Source organism: Rhodoferax sp. UBA5149, from assembly GCF_002413825.1.
GTDB lineage: Bacteria > Pseudomonadota > Gammaproteobacteria > Burkholderiales > Burkholderiaceae_C > Rhodoferax.
This window is the reverse complement of record NZ_DHXT01000067.1, coordinates 30516-50935: the sequence shown is the minus strand read 5'-3', so window position 1 is coordinate 50935 and position 20420 is coordinate 30516. Positions and strand designations below refer to the sequence as shown.

Annotated in this window: 17 protein-coding genes and 1 pseudogene; 6 read left to right on the top strand and 12 right to left on the bottom strand. The window is 60.5% G+C overall.

The genetic code is table 11. From position 1 onward, the window contains the following. The 5 genes and pseudogenes from B3V69_RS05655 to B3V69_RS05635 all read left to right on the top strand — a co-directional run. A partial coding sequence (locus B3V69_RS05655) for a methyl-accepting chemotaxis protein (RefSeq protein ID WP_296444588.1) occupies positions 1-633 on the top strand: 633 nt, incomplete at its 5' end. Positions 634-811: 178 nt separating this feature from the next. Then, the gene (locus B3V69_RS05650) at positions 812-2956 is read left to right on the top strand and encodes a chemotaxis protein CheA (RefSeq protein ID WP_296444586.1); all 2145 of its coding nucleotides are present in this window, start codon (positions 812-814) and stop codon (positions 2954-2956) included. 58 nt (positions 2957-3014) lie between these two features. Then, positions 3015-3128, top strand: a pseudogene (locus tag B3V69_RS05645) (PAS domain-containing protein); the annotation flags it as partial. An 82-nt stretch (positions 3129-3210) separates the two neighbouring features. Continuing rightward, entirely contained in the window at positions 3211-3723 is a 513-nt protein-coding gene (locus B3V69_RS05640) for a chemotaxis protein CheW (protein WP_296444584.1), read from the top strand. Between the two features lie 64 nt (positions 3724-3787). Further along, entirely contained in the window at positions 3788-5521 is a 1734-nt protein-coding gene (locus B3V69_RS05635) for a methyl-accepting chemotaxis protein (RefSeq protein ID WP_296444582.1), read from the top strand. On the opposite strand, the gene B3V69_RS05630 is transcribed toward B3V69_RS05635, so the two are convergent. Together B3V69_RS05630 and lysS are read right to left on the bottom strand one after the other, a co-directional pair. Further along, complete coding sequence (locus tag B3V69_RS05630; protein ID WP_296444581.1) at positions 5518-6048, bottom strand: YgjP-like metallopeptidase domain-containing protein; 531 nt, start codon at positions 6046-6048, stop codon at positions 5518-5520. The two genes, B3V69_RS05635 and B3V69_RS05630, sit on opposite strands and share 4 nt — an antisense overlap. Positions 6049-6091: 43 nt before the next feature. Continuing rightward, the gene (gene lysS, locus B3V69_RS05625; protein ID WP_296444579.1) at positions 6092-7645 is read right to left on the bottom strand and encodes a lysine--tRNA ligase; all 1554 of its coding nucleotides are present in this window, start codon (positions 7643-7645) and stop codon (positions 6092-6094) included. Between the two features lie 123 nt (positions 7646-7768). On the opposite strand from lysS, the gene B3V69_RS05620 reads away from it, so the two are divergent. Further along, the gene (locus B3V69_RS05620) at positions 7769-8335 is read left to right on the top strand and encodes a YggT family protein (protein WP_296444577.1); all 567 of its coding nucleotides are present in this window, start codon (positions 7769-7771) and stop codon (positions 8333-8335) included. 36 nt (positions 8336-8371) lie between these two features. On the opposite strand, the gene accD is transcribed toward B3V69_RS05620, so the two are convergent. The 10 genes from accD to leuC all read right to left on the bottom strand — a co-directional run bounded on the left by accD (position 8372) and on the right by leuC (position 20311). Then, positions 8372-9244, bottom strand: coding sequence for an acetyl-CoA carboxylase, carboxyltransferase subunit beta (gene accD, locus B3V69_RS05615; protein ID WP_296444575.1), 873 nt, complete (start codon positions 9242-9244; stop codon positions 8372-8374). 29 nt (positions 9245-9273) lie between these two features. Then, the gene (gene trpA, locus B3V69_RS05610) at positions 9274-10095 is read right to left on the bottom strand and encodes a tryptophan synthase subunit alpha (RefSeq protein ID WP_296444572.1); all 822 of its coding nucleotides are present in this window, start codon (positions 10093-10095) and stop codon (positions 9274-9276) included. After that, complete coding sequence (gene trpB / locus B3V69_RS05605) at positions 10092-11399, bottom strand: tryptophan synthase subunit beta (protein WP_296444570.1); 1308 nt, start codon at positions 11397-11399, stop codon at positions 10092-10094. The genes trpA and trpB overlap by 4 nt, the downstream gene beginning before the upstream one ends. Beyond that, positions 11392-12114, bottom strand: coding sequence for a phosphoribosylanthranilate isomerase (locus B3V69_RS05600; protein ID WP_296444568.1), 723 nt, complete (start codon positions 12112-12114; stop codon positions 11392-11394). Before B3V69_RS05600 ends, trpB begins: the two co-directional genes overlap by 8 nt. After that, complete coding sequence (gene truA, locus B3V69_RS05595; protein WP_296444566.1) at positions 12111-12893, bottom strand: tRNA pseudouridine(38-40) synthase TruA; 783 nt, start codon at positions 12891-12893, stop codon at positions 12111-12113. Before truA ends, B3V69_RS05600 begins: the two co-directional genes overlap by 4 nt. A 16-nt stretch (positions 12894-12909) precedes the next feature. Further along, the gene (locus B3V69_RS05590; RefSeq protein WP_349679197.1) at positions 12910-15321 is read right to left on the bottom strand and encodes a FimV/HubP family polar landmark protein; all 2412 of its coding nucleotides are present in this window, start codon (positions 15319-15321) and stop codon (positions 12910-12912) included. Between the two features lie 429 nt (positions 15322-15750). Further along, complete coding sequence (asd, locus tag B3V69_RS05585; RefSeq protein ID WP_296444594.1) at positions 15751-16881, bottom strand: aspartate-semialdehyde dehydrogenase; 1131 nt, start codon at positions 16879-16881, stop codon at positions 15751-15753. Between the two features lie 61 nt (positions 16882-16942). Continuing rightward, positions 16943-18010, bottom strand: a complete 1068-nt coding sequence (leuB, locus tag B3V69_RS05580; protein WP_296444564.1) for a 3-isopropylmalate dehydrogenase — start codon at positions 18008-18010, stop codon at positions 16943-16945. A gap of 154 nt (positions 18011-18164) precedes the next feature. Continuing rightward, a complete protein-coding gene (leuD, locus tag B3V69_RS05575; RefSeq protein ID WP_296444562.1) occupies positions 18165-18815 on the bottom strand; it encodes a 3-isopropylmalate dehydratase small subunit in 651 nt (216 codons plus the stop codon). 23 nt (positions 18816-18838) lie between these two features. Beyond that, positions 18839-20311: a 3-isopropylmalate dehydratase large subunit gene (leuC, locus tag B3V69_RS05570; RefSeq protein ID WP_296444560.1), complete on the bottom strand. Its 1473-nt coding sequence runs from the start codon at positions 20309-20311 to the stop codon at positions 18839-18841. Positions 20312-20420 lie beyond the last annotated feature (109 nt).

The following is a 20420-nucleotide window of genomic DNA, read 5'->3' as shown; positions in this document are numbered from 1 at the left end:
ACCGTCAAGCAAAACGCCGACAACGCCAAACAGGCCAATCAGTTGGCCCAAAACGCTTCCAGCGTGGCCATCCAGGGTGGTGACGTGGTAGCCCAAGTGGTCGACACCATGAAAGGCATCAACGATTCCTCCAGGAAGATTTCCGACATCATCAGCGTGATCGACGGCATTGCCTTCCAGACCAATATCCTGGCCCTGAACGCGGCGGTGGAAGCGGCCCGCGCTGGCGAGCAAGGCCGTGGCTTTGCCGTGGTGGCCTCCGAGGTGCGCAGCCTGGCCGGTCGTTCGGCCGATGCGGCCAAGGAAATCAAGACGCTCATCAACGACAGCGTGGAACGGGTCGAGCACGGCACCGCGCTGGTGGGTCAGGCCGGCGCCACCATGACCGAGGTGGTGAGCAGCATCCGGCGTGTCACCGACATCATGGGCGAGATCAGTGCGGCCAGTTCCGAGCAAAGTGCCGGGGTATCCCAGGTAGGCGAAGCCGTCACCCAGATGGACCAGGCCACGCAGCAAAATGCCGCGCTGGTGGAGGAGATGGCGGCAGCTGCCTCCAGCCTGAATTCACAGGCCCATGATCTGGTCAACGCAGTAGCAGTTTTCAAGTTGGATTCCCGTGGCTTCAGCACTTAGGCCATGACCGCATTAAGCAGCTCGGCTCAAACGGGGCACGCCACAGGTTCCAAAACACCGATCCAAAAGTGCATCGAGCCCCACGCTGCTTCACTCCCTCACGTTTGAAGCACCCCCCAAACAGTTGCTACCCATGAGACAGCATTCTGATCACATTGCAAATATTGAAGGGCAAATCATGTCACTCGCACAACAACAAAGCAGCGGTTCCGATGATTCGTTCGATCTGACCCAGTTCTATCAAATTTTCTTTGAGGAAGCCGGGGAGAACCTGGACTCGATGGAGCAGCTCCTGCTCAACCTGAACATCGAGACCGCCGATGATGAAGAGCTCAATGGGATTTTCAGGTGCGCCCATTCGGTCAAAGGTGGTGCCGCTACTTTTGCTTTCGATGATGTGACTAAACTCACGCACCAGATGGAATCTTTGCTGGATCGCTTGCGTCGCCATGAAATCCAGCCCAACGCCATCATGGTCGATGTGCTGCTTGAGTCGGCCGATGCCTCGCGCAGCCTGTTGGCGCGGCACCAGGCTGGTGGCGAGGGCGAGGCCCTTGACACTGCGGATCTTGTTCGCCGCATCAGCGTGCTGGCATCTGGGGCAACTCCTGAGGTCGCCCCTCAGTTGGCGCAACCCGCCCCGTTACCTGCCGCACCAGCCCCGGTTGCACACGCCTCGACGCCCGCTATGGCCGCCGCTGCCCCAATCCCTGTTATAAGCGCCAGTCCTATGCCGAATGGTCAAAGGCATCTCGAAATCAAAATGGGACCATTGAACCATCCCGAGCAAGCCGAAGACGTGAAAGAGCTGTTTCGCGACATTGCCGGACTCGGTGAGATTTCCGATCTTCCAAGCGACCGCGCGGACACCCGGTTTTTCAAGGTGATGACCACGTCCACCGATGAGGATTTGCTGGACCTGTTTGTCTTTCATCTCCCGCGCGACAAAGTGACGATTCTTGATCTGACGGATTCCAATCTTTCGGCTGAGCCAGTAGCCGCCCGCAGCGGCAACAGTTACGACGATGACCCCCCGCCCGGCACGCCGATTGCACCCGCCCCCGGTTATGGGTTCTTTGATGGAGCGCCCGGTGCGCCGGCCGCTGCTTCACCGGGCGAGCAGCAATCCGTTGCCAAGCCTGATGCGGCGGCTTCACCGGAGGCCGCCACCATCCGCGTGGCCATCAACAAGGTGGACCAGCTGATCAATCTGGTCGGTGAACTGGTCATCACGCAGGCGATGCTGGCTCAAAACAGCCAAGCCCTCGATCCGGCGCTCAACCAACAGCTTTTGGCGGGTCTTGCTGATCTGGATCGAAACACCCGCGACCTGCAGGAATCCGTGATGTCGATCCGGATGATCCCGATGTCGTTTGTCTTCAACCGGTTCCCGCGCATGTTGCGTGATCTGGCCGGAAAGCTGGGCAAGAAGGTGGATTTTGTGACGCAGGGTGAGGCCACGGAGCTGGACAAGGCTCTGGTCGAAAAAATCACCGACCCCCTTACCCACTTGGTGCGCAACAGCTGCGACCACGGCATCGAGACACCTGAGGAACGTGCCCAGAAGGGTAAGCCTGAGATGGGTACCATCACCCTGTCGGCGGCTCATCAGGGAGGCTCCATCGTCATTGAGGTGCGTGATGATGGCCGAGGCCTGCCCAGGGAGAAGATCCTGAAGAAAGCCCGGGAGCGTGGCCTGAACGTTTCGGATCACATACCTGACAGTGAAGTCTGGCAGCTCATCTTTGCACCTGGTTTCTCGACCGCCGACGTCGTCACGGATATTTCTGGCCGCGGTGTCGGCATGGATGTGGTCAAACGCAACATCACCGACCTGGGCGGCACGGTGGAAATCGATTCGGCCGAAGACCACGGCATGCGGGTCTCCATCCGTCTGCCGCTGACGCTGGCCATCATGGATGGCATGTCGGTGGGTGTTGGTAACGAGGTCTACATCCTGCCTTTGTCCTCGGTGGTCGAATCCTTCCAGGTCAAGGCTGGCGATGTCAATACCGTGGGTCAGAATTCCCAGCTGGTCAAGGTTCGCGAAGAGTACATGCCGGTCATCCATCTCGAGAAGCTGTTTGAGGTGCCCCGCTTCGACCTGGAAAAAACCAGCGACATCATGGTGGTGGTCGAAGCGGATGGCAGCCGCGTGGCCATGCTGGTGGACGAATTGCTCGGTCAGCAGCAGGTAGTCGTGAAGAATCTGGAGACCAATTACCGCAAGGTACCGAATGTCTCTGGCGCCACGATTCTGGGCAATGGCAAGGTGGCCCTGATTCTCGATACCAGTGCATTAGTGCGACGTTCGCGCCATTGAGTTGCTTATATGGACGTTTCCCGGAATGTAAGAATTAGCAGCGCGAAGACTCAACGGGATTGCAGTCTTATGGCTGGTCTCGACCACCGACCTGAAAGGCCGCATCACGCACTGCAACGCCAGTTGCATCGAAGTCAGCGGCTTTACGCGCGAGGAGCTGCTCGGCTATCCGGCTTAGGCGCGCCTGAGCCTCTGCCGACCCGTTCCGGTTTTCAAATTTCACTTCTACCTCAACCCTCAGCGGACCCGACACCATGAACACGAGCACCCCAACCGCATCCCGTACTGCCCCCCAGGCGGCCCACGCCGCTGAATACCTGAGCTTTCGCCTCGGCAGCGAGGAGTACGGCATCGACATCCTGCGCGTGCAGGAAATCCGGGGTTATGACAAGCCCACGCGCATGGCCAACACGCCATCCTTCATCAAGGGGGTAGTCAACCTGCGCGGCGTGATCGTGCCCATCATCGACCTGCGCATCAAGTTCGGTCTGAGCGAAGTCAAGTACGACGACATAACCGTCACCATCGTGCTCAACATCGGCCAGCGCGTCATCGGCGTGGTGGTGGACTCGGTGTCCGACGTGATCGAGTTCAAGGGTCAGGACATCAAACCGGCGCCCGAGTTCAGCGGCGCCCTGAGCACCGAACACGTCACGGGCCTTGGCACCATCAAGAACGGTGACGAGGAGCGCATGCTGATCCTGATGGACATCGAAAAACTCATGTCCAGCGCCGACATGGGGCTGATGGCCGAAACGGTTCAGTAAAAGCAGTTCCAACCCACCCAGAACAGAACAGAACAGAACAGAACAGAATAGAAGGAAATGCCCCATGAATAACCTGAAAATATCCACCCGCCTGGTCATGTTGATCGGCATTTTGTCCGCATTGCTTATTGCCATCGGCAGCCTGGGCCTGTTTGGCATCAGCACAGCCAACGAGGCCCTGCATTCGGTGTACGAAGACCGTACTGTGCCCATGGGGCAGATCGCCAACGTGCAGGAAAACCTGCTGCGCAACCGGCTGGCGATTGCCAACTCGCTGGCCAATCCGATCCCCGAGGAAATCACCAAAAACACCGCCGAGGTCGATACCAACATCGCAGAGATCAGCACGGTCTGGGCCGCCTACATGGCCACCACGCTGACGACCGAGGAAGCGAAGATCGCCAAGAAGTTCGCCGAGGATCGCGCCAAATTGGTCCAGGACGGTATTCAGCCCGCAGTCGTCGCTTTGCGCGCCAACGATTTGGAGGGAGCCAAGAGTCTCGTATTTGGAAAAATTCGCCCGCTGTGGGCTCCGGTACGAGACGGTATGGCCGCCCTGATGAAACTGCAAATTGACGAAGCCAAGAAAGAATATGACGCTGCCGTGGCCCGTTACGCCATGATCCGCATCGCCGCCATCGCCGCCATCGTGACCGGCGTGCTGTTTGCCTTTCTGTTCGGCCTGGCCCTGGTGCGCGGCATCTCGCGCTCGCTGAGCCAGGCGATGGACGCGGCCAATGCTGTGGCCGAAGGCGACCTGAGTCATCGCATCTTGGTAAAAGGCAAGGACGAAGTGGCCTTGCTCCTGCAAGCCCTCTCGGCCATGCAGGACAACCTGGGCCAGGTGGTGAGCACCGTGCGCCAGGGCTCCGAGAGCGTGGCCACCGCCTCCATGCAAATCGCGCAGGGCAACAGCGATTTGTCCGGCCGTACTGAAGAGCAGGCCAGCGCGCTGGAAGAAACCGCCGCCTCGATGGAAGAGCTCAGCTCCACCGTGCGCCAGAACGCCGACAACGCGCGCCAGGCCAATCAGCTCGCGCTAAATGCCTCCACCGTGGCTGTCAAAGGCGGCGACGTCGTGGCCCGGGTCGTAGGCACCATGAAAGGCATCAACGACTCTTCCCGGAAGATCTCCGACATCATCAGCGTGATCGACGGCATTGCCTTCCAGACCAACATCCTGGCGCTCAATGCCGCGGTGGAAGCGGCTCGTGCCGGCGAGCAGGGCCGCGGCTTTGCGGTGGTGGCCTCCGAGGTGCGCAGTCTGGCCGGGCGTTCAGCCGATGCGGCCAAGGAGATCAAGACCCTGATCAACGACAGCGTGGAACGGGTCGAACAGGGCACGGCGCTGGTGGATCAGGCCGGCACCACCATGACCGAGGTGGTGAGCAGCATCCGTCGCGTCACCGACATCATGGGCGAGATCAGCGCGGCCAGCAATGAGCAAGCCCAAGGGGTGGCGCAGGTGGGCGAAGCCATCACCCAGATGGACCAGGCCACGCAGCAGAATGCGGCACTGGTGGAGGAAAGTGCTGCCGCCGCTGACAGCCTCAAGACCCAGGCCCAGCAACTGGTGCAGGCGGTGGCGGTGTTCAAGCTCGCGCAGGGTCAAGGGAGCTTTGCCGCGCACAGTATGCCGGTGCAGCGCCAGCACACGCCTGCCAAGACGGCCCAAGCCCCCAGAAAACTCGGCAACGCGCCGCACGCCAAGCCGACCATCGGCAGTGCCAAGAAGCTGGCGCTGACGGCGCCAGTTCAGACCGCCAAAGCGGACGGGGACAGTTGGGAAAGCTTCTAAGACTGCCCCCACAAGCGCGTGCCCGACACCTCCAGGTGCGTCAAATACACACGCACCTCGAACTCCAGCTGGTGGTAGTTCGGCTCCATGTAAGTGCAGAGCTGGTAGAAGGCCTTGTCGTGAGCGCGCTCCTTCAGGTGCGCCAGCTCGTGCACGGTGATCATTTTCAAAAACTCGGGCGGCGCATCCTTGAACAGGGTCGCGATACGAATTTCGCGTTTTGACTTGAGCTTGCTGCCTTGCACCCGCGAGATGGTGGTGTGCGTGCCCAGGGCGTTTTGCACCACATGCAGCTTGCTGTCAAAAGCCACCTTGGCCAAGGGCTCGGCACCCCGCAGGTAGCTTTGCTTGAGCGCCTGCACGTACTCAAACAGCGCCTTGTCGGTCCGCACGCCGTGGCCACTGGGGTATTTTTTCTGCAGCCACTCGCCCAGACGGTTGCTGGCGACGAGCTGTTCGACCTGCGCCAGTGTGTCTGCGGCATAGCCTTGCAGGTACTTCAGTGGCTTGACTGCTATTAATGTCATAGCTATCTACGCAATGGCGACGAGGGCTAGAAGCCTATTTTCCTCAAGCCTCCCGACGCAATGCCGGGAACAGGATCACATCGCGGATGCTGCTGCTGTCGGTCAGCAGCATCATGAGGCGGTCGAGGCCGACGCCGCAGCCGCCGGTGGGGGGCATGCCGTATTCCAGGGCGCGAATGAAGTCGTGGTCGTAGTACATGGCTTCGTCGTCGCCCTCGTCTTTGGCGGCCACTTGGGCGTGAAAACGGGCGGCCTGTTCCTCGGCGTCGTTGAGTTCGCTGAAACCGTTGCCGAATTCGCGGCCGGTGATGTAGAGCTCAAAGCGCTCGGTCACGCCCGGCTTGTGATCGCTGGCACGGGCCAGCGGCGAAATCTCCACCGGGTGCTCGCAGATGAAGGTGGGCTGCCAGAGTTTTTCTTCTACGGTTTCTTCAAAGTACATCACCTGCAGGCTGGCCAGCGAGCGCGTGGAGAGCTTGTTTTTCCCCTCTGTCAGGCCCAGTTTGCGCAGGGCATTGATGAGCCAGGCGGCGTTGTCTACCGCCAAGCCGGTGCCGTCTTCCAGGGCTTGCCCGGCTTCGGTGTGCTTGCAGATGGCCTCATGAATTGTCAGACGTTCAAATGGCTGGGTCAGATCGACCTCTCTGCCGCCGTAGCTCAGCTGCAGCGAGCCGACGGCCTTGTGCGCGGCGTCACGGATCAGGGCCTCGGTGAAGGTCATCAGGTCCTGGTAGTCCCAGTAGGCCGCGTAGAACTCCATCATGGTGAACTCGGGGTTGTGGCGCACCGAAATGCCTTCGTTGCGAAAGCTGCGGTTGATCTCGAACACGCGGTCAAAACCACCAACGATCAGGCGCTTCAGGTACAGCTCGGGCGCAATGCGCAGGAACATCTGCTGGTCCAGCGCATTGTGGTGCGTGGTGAAGGGCTTGGCGTTGGCACCCCCCGGAATCGGGTGCAGCATCGGCGTCTCGACCTCCAGGAAGTCGTGCGCCACCATGAATTCGCGGATACCGCTGACCGCCTTGCTGCGCGCCACAAAGCGCTTGCGGGTGGCCTCGTCGGTGATCAGGTCCACGTAACGCTGGCGGTACTTGACCTCCTGGTCGGCCATGCCATGAAACTTGTCGGGCAGGGGGCGCAGGCTCTTGGTCAGCAGGCGCACGCTGGTGGCATGGATGGAGAGCTCGCCAGTCTTGGTCTTGAAGACCTTGCCTTCGGCGGCCACGATGTCGCCCAGATCCCAGTGCTTGAAGCTGGCGTACAGGTCGGCGCCGATGTCTTCGCCCTTGATGTAGATCTGGATGCGGCCAGTGCTGTCTTGCAGCGTGGCAAAGCTGGCCTTGCCCATGACCCGCTTGAGCATCATGCGTCCGGCCACTTTGGCAACGGCGCCTTGTTCGATCAATCCTTCCGGGGTCTGGCCGGCGTGGGCGGCAAACAGGTCGGCGGCGTGGTCGCTGGGTTTGAAATCGTTGGGAAAAGCAATGCCCTTGCCCTCGGCCTGGCTCTGGCGGATGGCCTTGAGTTTTTCGCGCCGCTCGGCGATCAGCTGGTTTTCGTCCTGGGGAGCTTGAGTGATGGTGTGGTCAGACATGAGGGGCGCAATTTGTAGGGACAGCGAAGAAGGGCTGGGAGCGGCCATTTTTGGCCGAAAGATGAGATTTTAAGTGGACCGCGTGCGGTCGCTATGATCCAGTGAGATTTACATCTGAATCCTATGCTTTACCAAATCATTTCCCTGCTGCTTGAGGTTGTCGCCGGTGTCCTGGGCGGCGCCTGTCTGCTGCGGCTGTACATGCAGCACCAGCGCATTCCCATGTCAGCTCGCTCGGGCAATCCGCTGGGGCGTTTTGTCTTTGCCTTGACGGACTGGCTGGTGTTGCCTTTGCGGCGCGTGGTGCCGGCGCTGGGGCGCTGGGATGTGGCCAGTCTGGTCGCCGCTTATTTGCTGGAACTGACGCAATTCTTCCTGCTGTGGCTGCTGGCGGGAGCGGATGGTGGCTTGTACGCCGTGCCGATCCTGGCCGCCTTTGGTCTGCTGCGGCTCGCCATCTCCGGCATGACCGGCCTGGTGATTGTTTACGCCGTCCTGTCCTGGGTGCAGACCCATTCGGTCATAGCGGATGTGATCGAGCGCCTGTGTGCGCCGCCTTTGACGCCGATCCGACGCTTGGTGCCCTTGATCGGCGGGGTGGATCTTTCGCCGCTGGTGCTGCTGGTGCTGCTGCAGATCGCCTCCATTGCGCTGGGCCACCTGCAGGGTCTGGCCTTGCTGGCCACCTGACCTTTCTGGCCAGACCTCACGCTGTACCCGCTTGGCTCAGATCACTGCGTCAGCGGGCTGGCGCTGCAGCATGGCCAGCGTATTGGCCACCGTTTTGCGCAGTTCCCGGCGGTCGCAGATAAAGTCGATGGCGCCTTTGGTCTGCAAAAATTCGGCGCGTTGAAAGCCTTCCGGCAGCGTCACCCGCACGGTGGACTCGATCACGCGGGGGCCGGCAAAGCCAATCAGCGCCTTCGGTTCGGCAATCACCACATCGCCCAGAAACGCAAATCCGGCGCTCACGCCGCCCATGGTGGGGTCGGTCAACACGCTGATAAAGGGCAAGCCCTTTTTGGCCAGACGCGTGAGCGAGGCATTGGTTTTGGCCATCTGCATCAGGCTCAGCAGGCCTTCCTGCATGCGCGCGCCGCCGGTGGAGGTGAAGCAGACAAAAGGCACTTTTTGCTCGATCGCGGTATGCACCCCGCGCACAAAACGTTCGCCCACCACCGAGCCCATGCTGCCGCCCATGAACTCAAATTCAAAACAGGCCACCACCAGGCTGATGCCGTGCACCGTGCCACCCATGACCACCAGCGCGTCGGTCTCTCCGGTGTTTTCCAGCGCTTCTTTCAAGCGCTCGGGGTACTTGCGACTGTCCTTGAACTTGAGCGCATCCACGGGCAGCACTTCCTGCCCCAGTTCGAAGCGCCCCTCGTTGTCCAGAAACACGTTGAGCCGGGCCCGTGCACCGATGCGATGGTGGTGGCTGCAGGTCGGGCAGACGTTCTGGTTTTGTTCCAGATCGGTCTTGTAAAGCACGGTCTCGCAACTCGGGCATTTGATCCACAGGCCTTCCGGCACACTGCGCCGGTCGGCCGGGTTGGTGTGCTGAATTTTGGGGGGTAGAAGTTTTTCGAGCCAGCTCATGTGCGTTTACTCCGGAGTTCGGGGTGGAATTATGAATCCAAAGCGGTCCGGATTTCGCGCAGGAAATTCTGGGCGACCGGGGCGACCTGGTCTCGGGGCTGCTCGTCAATCAGCTGGATGATCTTGCTGCCAATCACCACCGCGTCGGCCACTTTGCCGATGGTACGGGCGGTGGCGGCGTCACGGATGCCAAAACCGACGCCCACCGGAACCTTTACATGCCGGCGAATGCGCGGCAGCATCGCTTCCACAGCCCCGGTGTCCAGCGCGCCTGAGCCGGTCACGCCCTTGAGCGAGACGTAATACACATAGCCGCTGGCCACCGCAGCGACCTGCTGCATGCGCTCGTCGGTACTGGTGGGGGCCAGTAAAAAAATCAGGTCGAGCCCCTTGCCTTTGAGCTCAGCGGCAAAGGCTTCGCACTCTTCGGGCGGGTAATCGACGATTAGGACGCCGTCCACGCCTGCGGCGGCGGCATCCGTCACAAAGGCGCTTTTACCGTCGTGGCGGTCATGTTTTTGGTTGTAGCGCTCCACCGGGTTGGCGTAGCCCATCAGCACCACGGGTGTGTTGCTGTTCTGGTTGCGAAAGGCGCGCACCATGTCCAGCACCTGGACCATGCCAATGCCTTGGGCCAGTGCCTTGTCACCGGCTTTTTGGATGACGGGGCCGTCGGCGCTGGGGTCGGAAAAGGGCACGCCCAGTTCGATAACGTCGGCGCCGCCTGCAACAAAAGCGTGCATCAATTCAGGCGTGACGTCAGCAAACGGGAAGCCGGCGGTGACGTAGGGTATGAGCGCCTTGCGGCCTGTTGCTTTCAGGGCGGAAAAAGTAGCGGCAATACGGCTCATTTGGGCATCCTCACGATGTGCTCTGCGGCACCCAAAGCGGAGGTTTCTCCGCCTTTCACCGACTGACCGGTGCAGCTCGGGCGGCAATAAAAGTCGGCGTGGCTCAGGTCCGCCACCGTGCCAATGTCCTTGTCGCCCCGGCCTGACAGGTTGACCAGGATGGACTGGTCGGGTCGCATGGTTTTGGCCAGCTTCATGGCGTAGGCCACGGCGTGACTCGATTCGAGCGCAGGAATGATGCCTTCGGTGCGGCACAGGTAGTGGAAGGCCTCCAGCGCTTCCTTGTCGGTGATGCCCACGTATTCAGCGCGGCCGATGTCTTTGAGAAAGGCGTGCTCGGGGCCGACGCCGGGATAGTCCAGCCCGGCGCTGATGCTGTGCGTCTCGGTCACCTGGCCGTTGTCATCCTGTAGCACATAGGTGCGGTTGCCGTGCAACACGCCGGGGCTGCCGCGCTGCAAAGAGGCCGAGTGGCGGCCGGAGTCCATGCCTTCGCCGGCCGCTTCGACGCCGATCAGGCGGGTGGCTTCATGCTGGATGTAGGGGTAGAAAATACCCATGGCATTGCTGCCGCCACCGACGCAGGCCACCACGGCGTCGGGTTGCTTGGTCTTGCAGCCCTGGGCCTGCAACATTTCGGGCATTTGCACCAGGCACTCCGTGCCGATCACGCTCTGGAAGTCGCGCACCATCATCGGGTAGGGGTGCGGCCCCGCCACGGTGCCGATGATGTAGAAGGTGTTGTCCACATTGGCGACCCAGTCGCGCATCGCTTCGTTCAGCGCATCCTTGAGCGTGCGGCTGCCGCTCTCCACCGGCACCACGGTGGCGCCCAGCAGCTTCATCCGGTAGACGTTGGGGCTTTGGCGCTTGACGTCTTCGCTGCCCATGTAGACCACGCATTCCAGGCCGTAGCGCGCGCAGATGGTGGCGGTCGCCACGCCGTGCTGGCCGGCACCGGTTTCGGCAATCACGCGCGGCTTGCCCATGTGTCTGGCCAACATGGCCTGGCCGATGGTGTTGTTGATTTTGTGGGCGCCGGTGTGGTTCAGATCCTCGCGCTTGAGGAAAATCTGCGCGCCACCCTGCTCGCGGCTCATCCGGTCGGCATGGTAAACCGGGGAGGGGCGACCGACGAAGTGGGCCAGCTCGTAGTTGAATTCCGCGACGAACGCCGGATCATGCTGGTACTTGGCGTACGCGGCCTTGAGCTCGTTGATGGCGTGCGTCAGCGTTTCGGAGACGAAGCTGCCACCGTAAATGCCGAAGTGACCTCTCGGGTCAGGTTGTTGATACTCAAACATGTTTTGACATCTCTGCAAGTTGTTGGTCAGCAGCGCGAACGGCGGCGACAAACTGGTTGATCTTTTCAGGGTCCTTGATGCCTTTGTTGCCGGGGCCGGACATCTCCACCCCCGAGCTCACATCAACGGCCAGGGTTTTACAGCGGGGCCGTACCTGCAGAATGCCCTCGGTCACGTTCGCAGCGTTCAGCCCACCACTCAAGACGAGGTGAGCGTTGACGTTTGGAGGCAGCAGTGACCAATTGAAGGCTTGCCCGCTGCCACCATACCCGTCGACATGCGCGTCGAGCAGAATAGCCTGGGCTTTTGAATAATCTTGCGCATATTTTACGAGATCGAAGTGGCGACCGGCTTCGCCCAGCGGGATCCGCGCCGCGCGCAAAAATGGGCGGGCACCCTGCTGGGTGGCGTTGAGGCATTGTTCAGGTGTTTCTTCACCATGAAATTGCACGGTAGCCCCCGCAATACCTGCGCAAGCAGCTATTATTTTAGTAGCATTCTCATTCACGAACAGCAACACGGGCGTGACAAAGGGCGGCAGCCTGCGCGCCAGTTCAGCGGCGCGCTTGGGCGACACATAGCGCGGGCTTTTGTCGTACAACACAAAGCCGACAGCGTCGGCCCCGGCGGCTACGGCCGCATCCACATCCTGTTCACGCGTCAGGCCGCAAATCTTGATGCGCGTACGTAGGGCAAATAGTTGGGCAGGTGTCATGGCAATCCATCATAGGCCGGCGTACGGTCCGGCAGTCCCCAATGGGGGGCGTAGCGGGGACCGAGAAAATACAGTCCGTGGGGTGAAAACGTCGGCGCGGCGGCATCCCGGTTGCGGGCAAGCAGCACGTCGTTCACCCAGTCAGAGGGGTGCTTGTGCTGGCCGACCGCAATCAGGCAACCCATGATGTTGCGAATCATGTGGTGCAAGAAGGCGTTGGCCTCGAACTCAAACCGCCAGTAGGCGCCGCGCCGGGAAATGTCGATGCGCTGGAGCGTCTTGATGGGCGACAAGGCCTGGCAAGCAGAGGCCCGAAACGAGGTGAAATCGTGCTCGCCCAAGAGGTGTGCCGCGGCCTGCTGCATCGGGCCGATGTCCAGTGGCCGGTAGGCCCAGCCAACACGTCCCGCGTCCACACTGGGTCGTACCGGGGACTCCAGCAGAATATAGGCGTAGCGGCGCGACAGCGCGCTGGCGCGACAATGAAACGCAGGCGGCACTGCCTGCGCCCATTCCACGGCAATGTCGCGCGGCAAAAAGGCATTGGTGCCACGCACCCAGGAAGACGCCGCGCGCTCCAGCGGGGTGTCGAAATGCACAACCTGCATCAGGCCGTGCACGCCCGAATCGGTTCGACCGGCGCACAAGGTTGAAACCCTTTGCCCGGTGAACTGGCCCAGCGCCTTTTCGAGTTTGTCCTGCACCGTCTGGCCGGACAACTGACTTTGCCAGCCTTGGTAGGCTTGCCCGTTGTAACTGATTCCGAGTGCCAACCTCACGGAGGGTTCATAGTGACTAAAGATTGCTCAAGGCGCGTTGCGCCATGATTTTCATGTCACCCGACGCTTCCGAGATAACTTCTTCGATCAGCGCACGCGCTCCGTCGTCGTCGCCAATGGCACTGAACTCTTCAGCCAGCGCCAGTTTGGTCGCCAGCGGATCCTCTTGCGCGCCCGGCGCGGCAGTGGCGTCAGGTTCTGGCGCGTCCCCCAAATCAAGCGACAGGGATCCCAGGTCAAACTCCAGCATGCTCAAATCCGGGGTCGGCAGCACTTCAGGCTCCAAACTGGGCAGAGGTGCCGGGCTGGTGGCGCCAAAACTGGTGGCCGCCTGCAGCTTGAAATCTTCGCTGCTGGCAGAAGGCAGGCTCAGGTCAATGTCCGCGAATTCCAGATCTGGCAGGGAAAATTCGACGGTATCTGTTTTTGCGGCCTGTGTTGTCTCAAAAGGCGCCATCGCTTCAGTGGCCAATCCGAAATCAAGGTCCAGCGCAGCGGGCACGGATGGGGGGTTACTGGCCGTCGCCTCACTGATAACGCTGGTGGGTTCTTCGTCGAGTGAAAAGTCGAGGTCCAGGTCCAGGTCCAGTGACCCGTTGGCCTGCGGTGCATGGGGTTGGGTTGCCAGTGGCTCCTCGCTGTCGGTCAGGCTACCGGCGTAGTCAAGGGGCGCCGGACGTGAGGGCGTGCCATCCGGATTATTGGGTTGCCCACCAGGCTGGTACAAAGCATTGGACGGGTCTATGCTCAGGCCAAGTTCGCAAACGCGCTGCCAGTCCGGTCCATCGCCGTGGGTCACTTTGAAGGCCAGCGTGGCAACATCCTGAAAACCTTTGGTGTCACGCCGTTTGGCGAAAATCTCAAGCAATTTTTGATGGATGGCGACACGTCCGGGGTTGGAACGCAGGGCATCGTTCAAGATTTCCTCGGCCTGCAGATCACGTCCATAGGCCAGGTAAACATCGGCTTCGGCAACGGGGTCGACGTCGTCCACAGCATCCAGCTGGCTGGGCGAGTACACCATCGAGGAGCCAGTGGCCGCACTGTCATTGGTATCGACACTCTGCCCGCCGCTGGCACCAAAGAAAGAGTCAGGCCGCAAACGGCTTTCCAGGAAAATGCTGTCGAGCTGAGAGGCGTTCTTGCGTTGCCTCATTCGGTAGAACCCAAAACCCGCTAACAGGGCGATCAAGCCGATGGCGCCGGCCGGGACCAGGGGATTTTCAATTAGCCCATCGATCATACCGACCTCGGGTTGTGGCACCGGAATAGCGGCCGGAGGTTTTGCCATGGCCGATGCAGCGGGTTTGGGCGCGGAGGCTGTCTGGGCGGCCGGGGCAATGGGTGCCACCGCGGCAGCACGGGCCGGTTGTGACGGCGTGGCGCTGGCGGCAACCGGTGCCGGGGTCGTGACCGCAACGGCGATGGTCGCAGGGACCGGTTTGGCGGGCGTTACTGCCGACACCGCCAGGCCAGGCGCAACGGCGCTCGACGCTGCCCCCAGCTTGCTGAGATCACTGATGTTCTTGGCAACTTCAGCCGCTCGGCTGGCAGCTTCCTTCGCACTGCGCTCTTTAGCTAATTGGTCTTCAACGAGCTTGCCTTGAACAGCCCCTTTTGACAGGGTGAGCTTGTCGGGTGCCGTCGTGAGTGGTTTTTTGTCTTCAACCTTGGCTTGCACACTTCCACTGGCTTTGCGGTCGGCGGCGGCAAGCTGGGCGCTTGGTGCGCTGCCAGCCAGTTTTCTGCGGAATTCGTTGAAATCCTTGCTCTGCGCAACAATGATCTGCGCGGCCTCACCCGCTGAGGTTGCCGCGGCTTGTTCCGCCGTGGGGACGTTCACGACCGAGCCGGCCTTGACGCGGTTGACGTTGTCGCCCACGAACGCATCCGGATTGGTGCGCAGCAAGGCCACCAGCATCTGGTCGAGGGACACATTGGCTGGCTTTGTCGCAGCGGCAATTTTGCTGGCGGTGTCGCCGGGTTTGACGGTCACATGTCTGATTTCTGTGCTCGGCGCCTTGGCCACGGCGACAGGGGCCGGAATCTTGGCGGTACTCTTGCGGGGCTCTACGGGTCCCGTCGGCGCCAAGGCGGGCGCTGCGGACGGCACCGGCCGGGGCGAAATAGCAGTGCCGACGGACGATTGGGCCGTGATCTGCGCAGGAGTTGGCGCGGCAGGTGCGGTTTGCCGCAGGCTTGGCGGGTCAAACAGCATGGTGTAGTCGCGAGCAATACGACCCGATGCCCAACTAGCCTCAAGAATCACGTCCACGAACGGATCGTTGATGGCCCGGTCGCTGCTCAAACGGATAAAGGCACGTCCGTCCGAGCGCCTTTGAAGTGTGGCTTGCAGGCCTGCCATGGCGGGGTTGTATTCCAGTCCGGCGGCCCGGAATGCGTCTGGCGAAGCAATGGCAGTCTTCAATGAGGCTGCCTCTTCAGCATTGATATCTGGAACGTCTATTTCCGCACGCAAAGGCTCGCCAAGGGCGGACTGGACCGTGATGCGACCTAGCGAAAGCGCAGTTGCATTCGATCCCCATAGGCTGAAAACTGCTGCGGCCGCAGCGGCCATGGCGGTTTTTTGCCAGCGATGTGACTTAGCAATCAATTTGTGGACTCCGAGGTTCGGGCAGCAGGAAAATTTGTCTTATTGTGCGAACCCATTTTTGGGTGCGAAAACTTGAAAAGCACCATAACATCAATGCCTTAGCCTGACAAGCTGAGAAAGCTTTTAACTTTGAATCGCTCGGCGGGATGGCGCTCACGGGTCGATTCTATGTTGTCAAGCGACAACGGCCTATGATGCCTCGTGACGGGCATGATAGGCCGTTGGGATGGGATGGATGCGCGGTCAGGCCGCCAGCAAAATGCGCAACATGCGGCGCAGGGGCTCTGCGGCACCCCATAAAAGCTGGTCGCCGATGGTGAATGCGCCGACGTATTCAGGGCCCATGGCGAGTTTTCGGATGCGCCCCACCGGTATGCCCAGCGTGCCTGTGACGGCCACCGGCGTCAGGTCCTGAACACTGGCGTCGCGGGTATTTGGAACCACTTTGACCCAGGCGTTGTCAGCCGCGATCAGGGCTTCAATGTCAGCGCTGGGGACATTCTTTTTCAACTTGAATGTCAGCGCCTGGCTGTGGCAGCGCATGGCGCCAATGCGTACGCAAAAGCCGTCGACCGGGGTTTCAGCCGTTCCAAAAATAGCGCCTTGACCCAGAATCTTGTTGGTCTCGGCGCCGCCCTTCCATTCTTCACGACTCATGCCATTGCCGAGATCCTTGTCGATCCAGGGGATCAGACTGCCGCCCAGGGGCACGCCGAAATTGGCCGTCTCTGCGCTCGTCAAGGACTGCTGTTTGGACAAAACCTTGCGATCAATCTCCAGGATGGCGGATTTGGGGTCGTCCAACAGATCTTTGACCTCGGCGTTCAGGGTGCCGAATTGAGTCAGCAATTCACGCATGTGCTGCGCGCCGCCGCCCGATGCCGCCTGGTAGGTCATGCTGGTCATCCATTCGACCAGGCCGGCCTTGTACAGGGCGCCCACACCCATCAGCATGCAGCTCACCGTGCAGTTGCCACCAATCCAGTTGTTGCCGCCTTGGGCCAGTGCCTTCATGATCACCGGCAGGTTGACCGGGTCCAGCACGATGATGGCATCGTCGTTCATGCGCAGGGTGGATGCGGCGTCAATCCAGTGACCGGCCCAGCCCGCGGCGCGTAGTTTGGGGAATACCTCGGAGGTGTAGTCGCCACCTTGCGCGCTGATGATGATGTCGCACTTCTTGAGGGCCGCGATGTCAAAGGCGTCCTTGAGGGCGGTTTCGTTCTTCGCCTGAGCCGGGGCCTGGCCGCCGACGTTGGAGGTTGAAAAGAACACGGGTTCGATCAGGTCGAAATCACCTTCGGACTGCATGCGGTCCATCAGCACAGAACCCACCATGCCGCGCCAGCCGACCAGGCCGACCAGATTGCCAATTTTCATCATGTTGCCCTTTCAGATATTTCAAATAACCGGAATGCGAGCCCTTGCACCGCGTCTACAGGGCCTTGACCACTGCGGCGCCCATTTCCATGGTGCTGACCCGGGTGGTGCCCTCGCTGAAGATGTCGGCCGTGCGCAAGCCTTGCGACAAAACTACTTTGACGGCGTTTTCAATACGCTGGGCCGCCGCTTCCTGGTTCAGGCTAAAGCGCAGCATCATGGCCGCACTCAAAATGGTCGCCAGCGGGTTGGCGATGCCTTTGCCGGCAATGTCCGGTGCGCTGCCGTGGCTGGGTTCGTACAGGCCCTGGTTGCTCGCATTCAGCGAAGCCGAGGGCAGCATGCCTATCGAGCCAGTCAGCATGGCGGCCTCGTCGCTCAAAATGTCGCCAAACATATTGCCGGTGACCACCACGTCAAACTTCTTGGGCGCGCGTACCAGTTGCATGGCGGCGTTGTCCACGTACATGTGGTCAAGTTCCACGTCGGGGTATTCCTTGCTGACCTCGGTGACCACGTCTCTCCAGAATTGGAAGGTCTCCAGCACGTTGGCCTTGTCCACGCTGGTGACGCGCTTGCTACGCTTGCGGGCAGCCTGGAACGCGACGTGGGCGATACGTTCGATCTCGGGCCGCGAGTAGCGCATGGTGTCAAACGCTTCCTCGGCACCGGGGAAATGCCCGTCGGTGGCGATGCGGCGGCCGCGCGGCTGGCCGAAGTAGATGTCGCCCGTCAGCTCGCGAATGATCAAAATATCGAGGCCGGCTATCAGCTCGGGTTTCAGGCTTGATGCGTCTACCAGCTGCTCGTAGCAGATGGCCGGCCGGAAGTTGGCAAACAGACCCAGATTTTTACGCAAACCCAGAATCGCCTGCTCGGGACGCAGCGGGCGATCGAGCTTGTCGTATTTCCAGTCGCCAACCGCGCCAAACAGAATGGCATCCGCCTCTTTGGCCAGCTTGAGTGTGGCGTCCGGCAGAGGGTGACCATGCGCTTCATACGCTGCGCCACCGACCAAGGCGGTTTCCATCTCAAACTTCAAATCGAGAACTTTCAAAACCTTGACGGCTTCCGCCACAATTTCGGTACCAATGCCATCGCCTGGCAACACTGCAATCTTCATGATGAACCTAACTCGCTTCTAAAGTGTTGAGGACAGAGCTTGCTCACTGCGTGTAGCTGCGGTCTGTCCCGCAAAGTCTCAATTATTGAGGACAGAGCTTGTGCGCTATGCGTAGCTACGGACTGTCCCGAAAAGTATCAAAATGTATAGCAGCTTACGCAATCAGCGTGCGGGCTAGCCATGGTTTTTGTGCAAGACGCTGGGCCTCAAAGGCCTTGATCTTGTCTGCGTGCCGCAAGGTCAGGCCAATGTCGTCAAAGCCATTCAGCAGGCAGTACTTGCGAAACGGCTGCACCTCGAAGCGCAGTTCTTCCCCGCCCGGCTTGACGATGACCTGGCGCTCCAGGTCAATGGTCAGCGCGTAGCCCGGGAAGGCCGCGGCCTCGTCAAACAGCTGGCTGACCTGGGCTTCACTGAGGACAATGGGCAACAAACCGTTTTTGAAACTGTTGTTGAAAAAGATGTCCGCGTAGCTCGGTGCAATGATGGCGCGAAAGCCATATTGATCGAGTGCCCAGGGGGCGTGTTCGCGTGATGATCCGCAGCCGAAGTTTTTACGCGCCAACAGGATGGACGTGCCCTGATAGCGGGGTTGATTGAGCACAAAGTCCGGGTTGGGCTTGCGACTGCTGGGGTCTTGCCCGGGAAAGCCGGCATCCAGATAGCGCCACTCGTCAAACAGATTCTGACCAAAGCCGGTCTTGCGGATCGACTTCAGGAATTGCTTGGGGATGATGGCGTCGGTGTCGACGTTCTCGCGGTCCATCGGGGCGACCAGCCCCTTGAGCAATGTAAATTTTTGCATGATGATTTCCTTGGCTTGTCAGTTCAGGCAAACTTCCTGACGTCCACAAAATGGCCGTGAATGGCGGCAGCAGCGGCCATGGCTGGGCTGACCAGATGCGTGCGTCCGCCAGCCCCCTGGCGCCCCTCAAAATTGCGGTTGCTGGTGGATGCGCAGCGCTCACCCGGCTCCAACCGGTCGGCGTTCATGGCCAGACACATGGAACAGCCTGGCTCGCGCCACTCGAAGCCGGCTGCCTTGAAAATCTCATGCAAGCCTTCGCGTTCTGCCTGCTCCTTGACCAGACCCGAGCCCGGCACCACCATGGCCAGTTTGACGTTTTTGGCGACTTTTTGGCCGAGTTTCTTGACCAGCGCCGCGGCTTCGCGCATGTCTTCAATCCGGCTATTGGTGCAGGAACCGATGAACACCTTGTCCACATACAAGTCGTCGAGCGCCTTGCCCGGCTCCAGTCCCATGTAGACCAGCGCGCGCTCGATGGCACTACGCTTGTTGGCGTCCTTTTCTTTGTCGGGGTCGGGCACGCGGCCGTCGATGCCCAGCACCATCTCGGGCGACGTGCCCCAGGTGACTTGCGGAATGATCAAAGAAGCATCCAGTTCAACGACGGTGTCGAACCGGGCATTGGCGTCAGAGTGCAGGGTCTTCCAGTAGGCTACGGCCTGGTCCCATTCGACGGCCGCTGCTGTGTCGTTGACAGCGCTGTGCCCCGGCGCCAGTGGACGGCCTTTGACGTAGGCGATGGTTTTTTCGTCCACCGCGACCAGCCCGGCACGGGCACCCGCTTCAATCGCCATGTTGCACACGGTCATGCGGCCTTCCATGCTCAAAGCACGAATCGCCGCACCGGCAAACTCAATGGTATAGCCGTTGCCGCCCGCTGTTCCGATCTTGCCGATGATGGCCAGTACGATATCTTTGCCGCTGCAGCCTCGCGGCAGGGTGCCGTCTACCCGCACCAGCATGTTTTTTGCTTTTTTGGCCAGCAGGGTTTGCGTGGCCATCACGTGTTCCACCTCGCTGGTGCCGATGCCGTGGGCCAAGGCGCCAAACGCGCCATGCGTGGAGGTGTGGGAATCGCCGCACACCACGGTCATGCCCGGCAGCGTGGCACCATTTTCCGGCCCGATGACGTGGACAATCCCCTGGCGCTTGGACAGGAAGGGGAAGTAGGCGGCCGCGCCGAACTCGTGCATATTGGTGTCCAGCATCATGACCTGCTCTTTGCTGGTGGGGTCGGTGATGCCGTCATAGCCCAACTCCCAGCCGGTGGTGGGCGTGTTGTGGTCGGCCGTGGCAACGATCGAGCTGATACGCCATACCTTGCGGCCCGCCTGGCGTAGTCCTTCAAAGGCTTGCGGGCTGGTGACTTCGTGCACCAGATGGCGGTCTATGTACAAGATGGCGGTGCCGTCTTCTTCCGTGTGGACAACGTGCTCGTCCCAGAGTTTGTCGTAAAGCGTGCGCCCGAGCGTCTCAATGTTTATGCGGCCCATGTGTTTTTCCTTGGCAATCCATCATTTTATGCGGCGTGGTGAAGCCCTTGCGTTCCAAAGCAAAACGCCCGCCGGTGTTGCCATCCGGCGGGCGTTTCAAATAACAAGG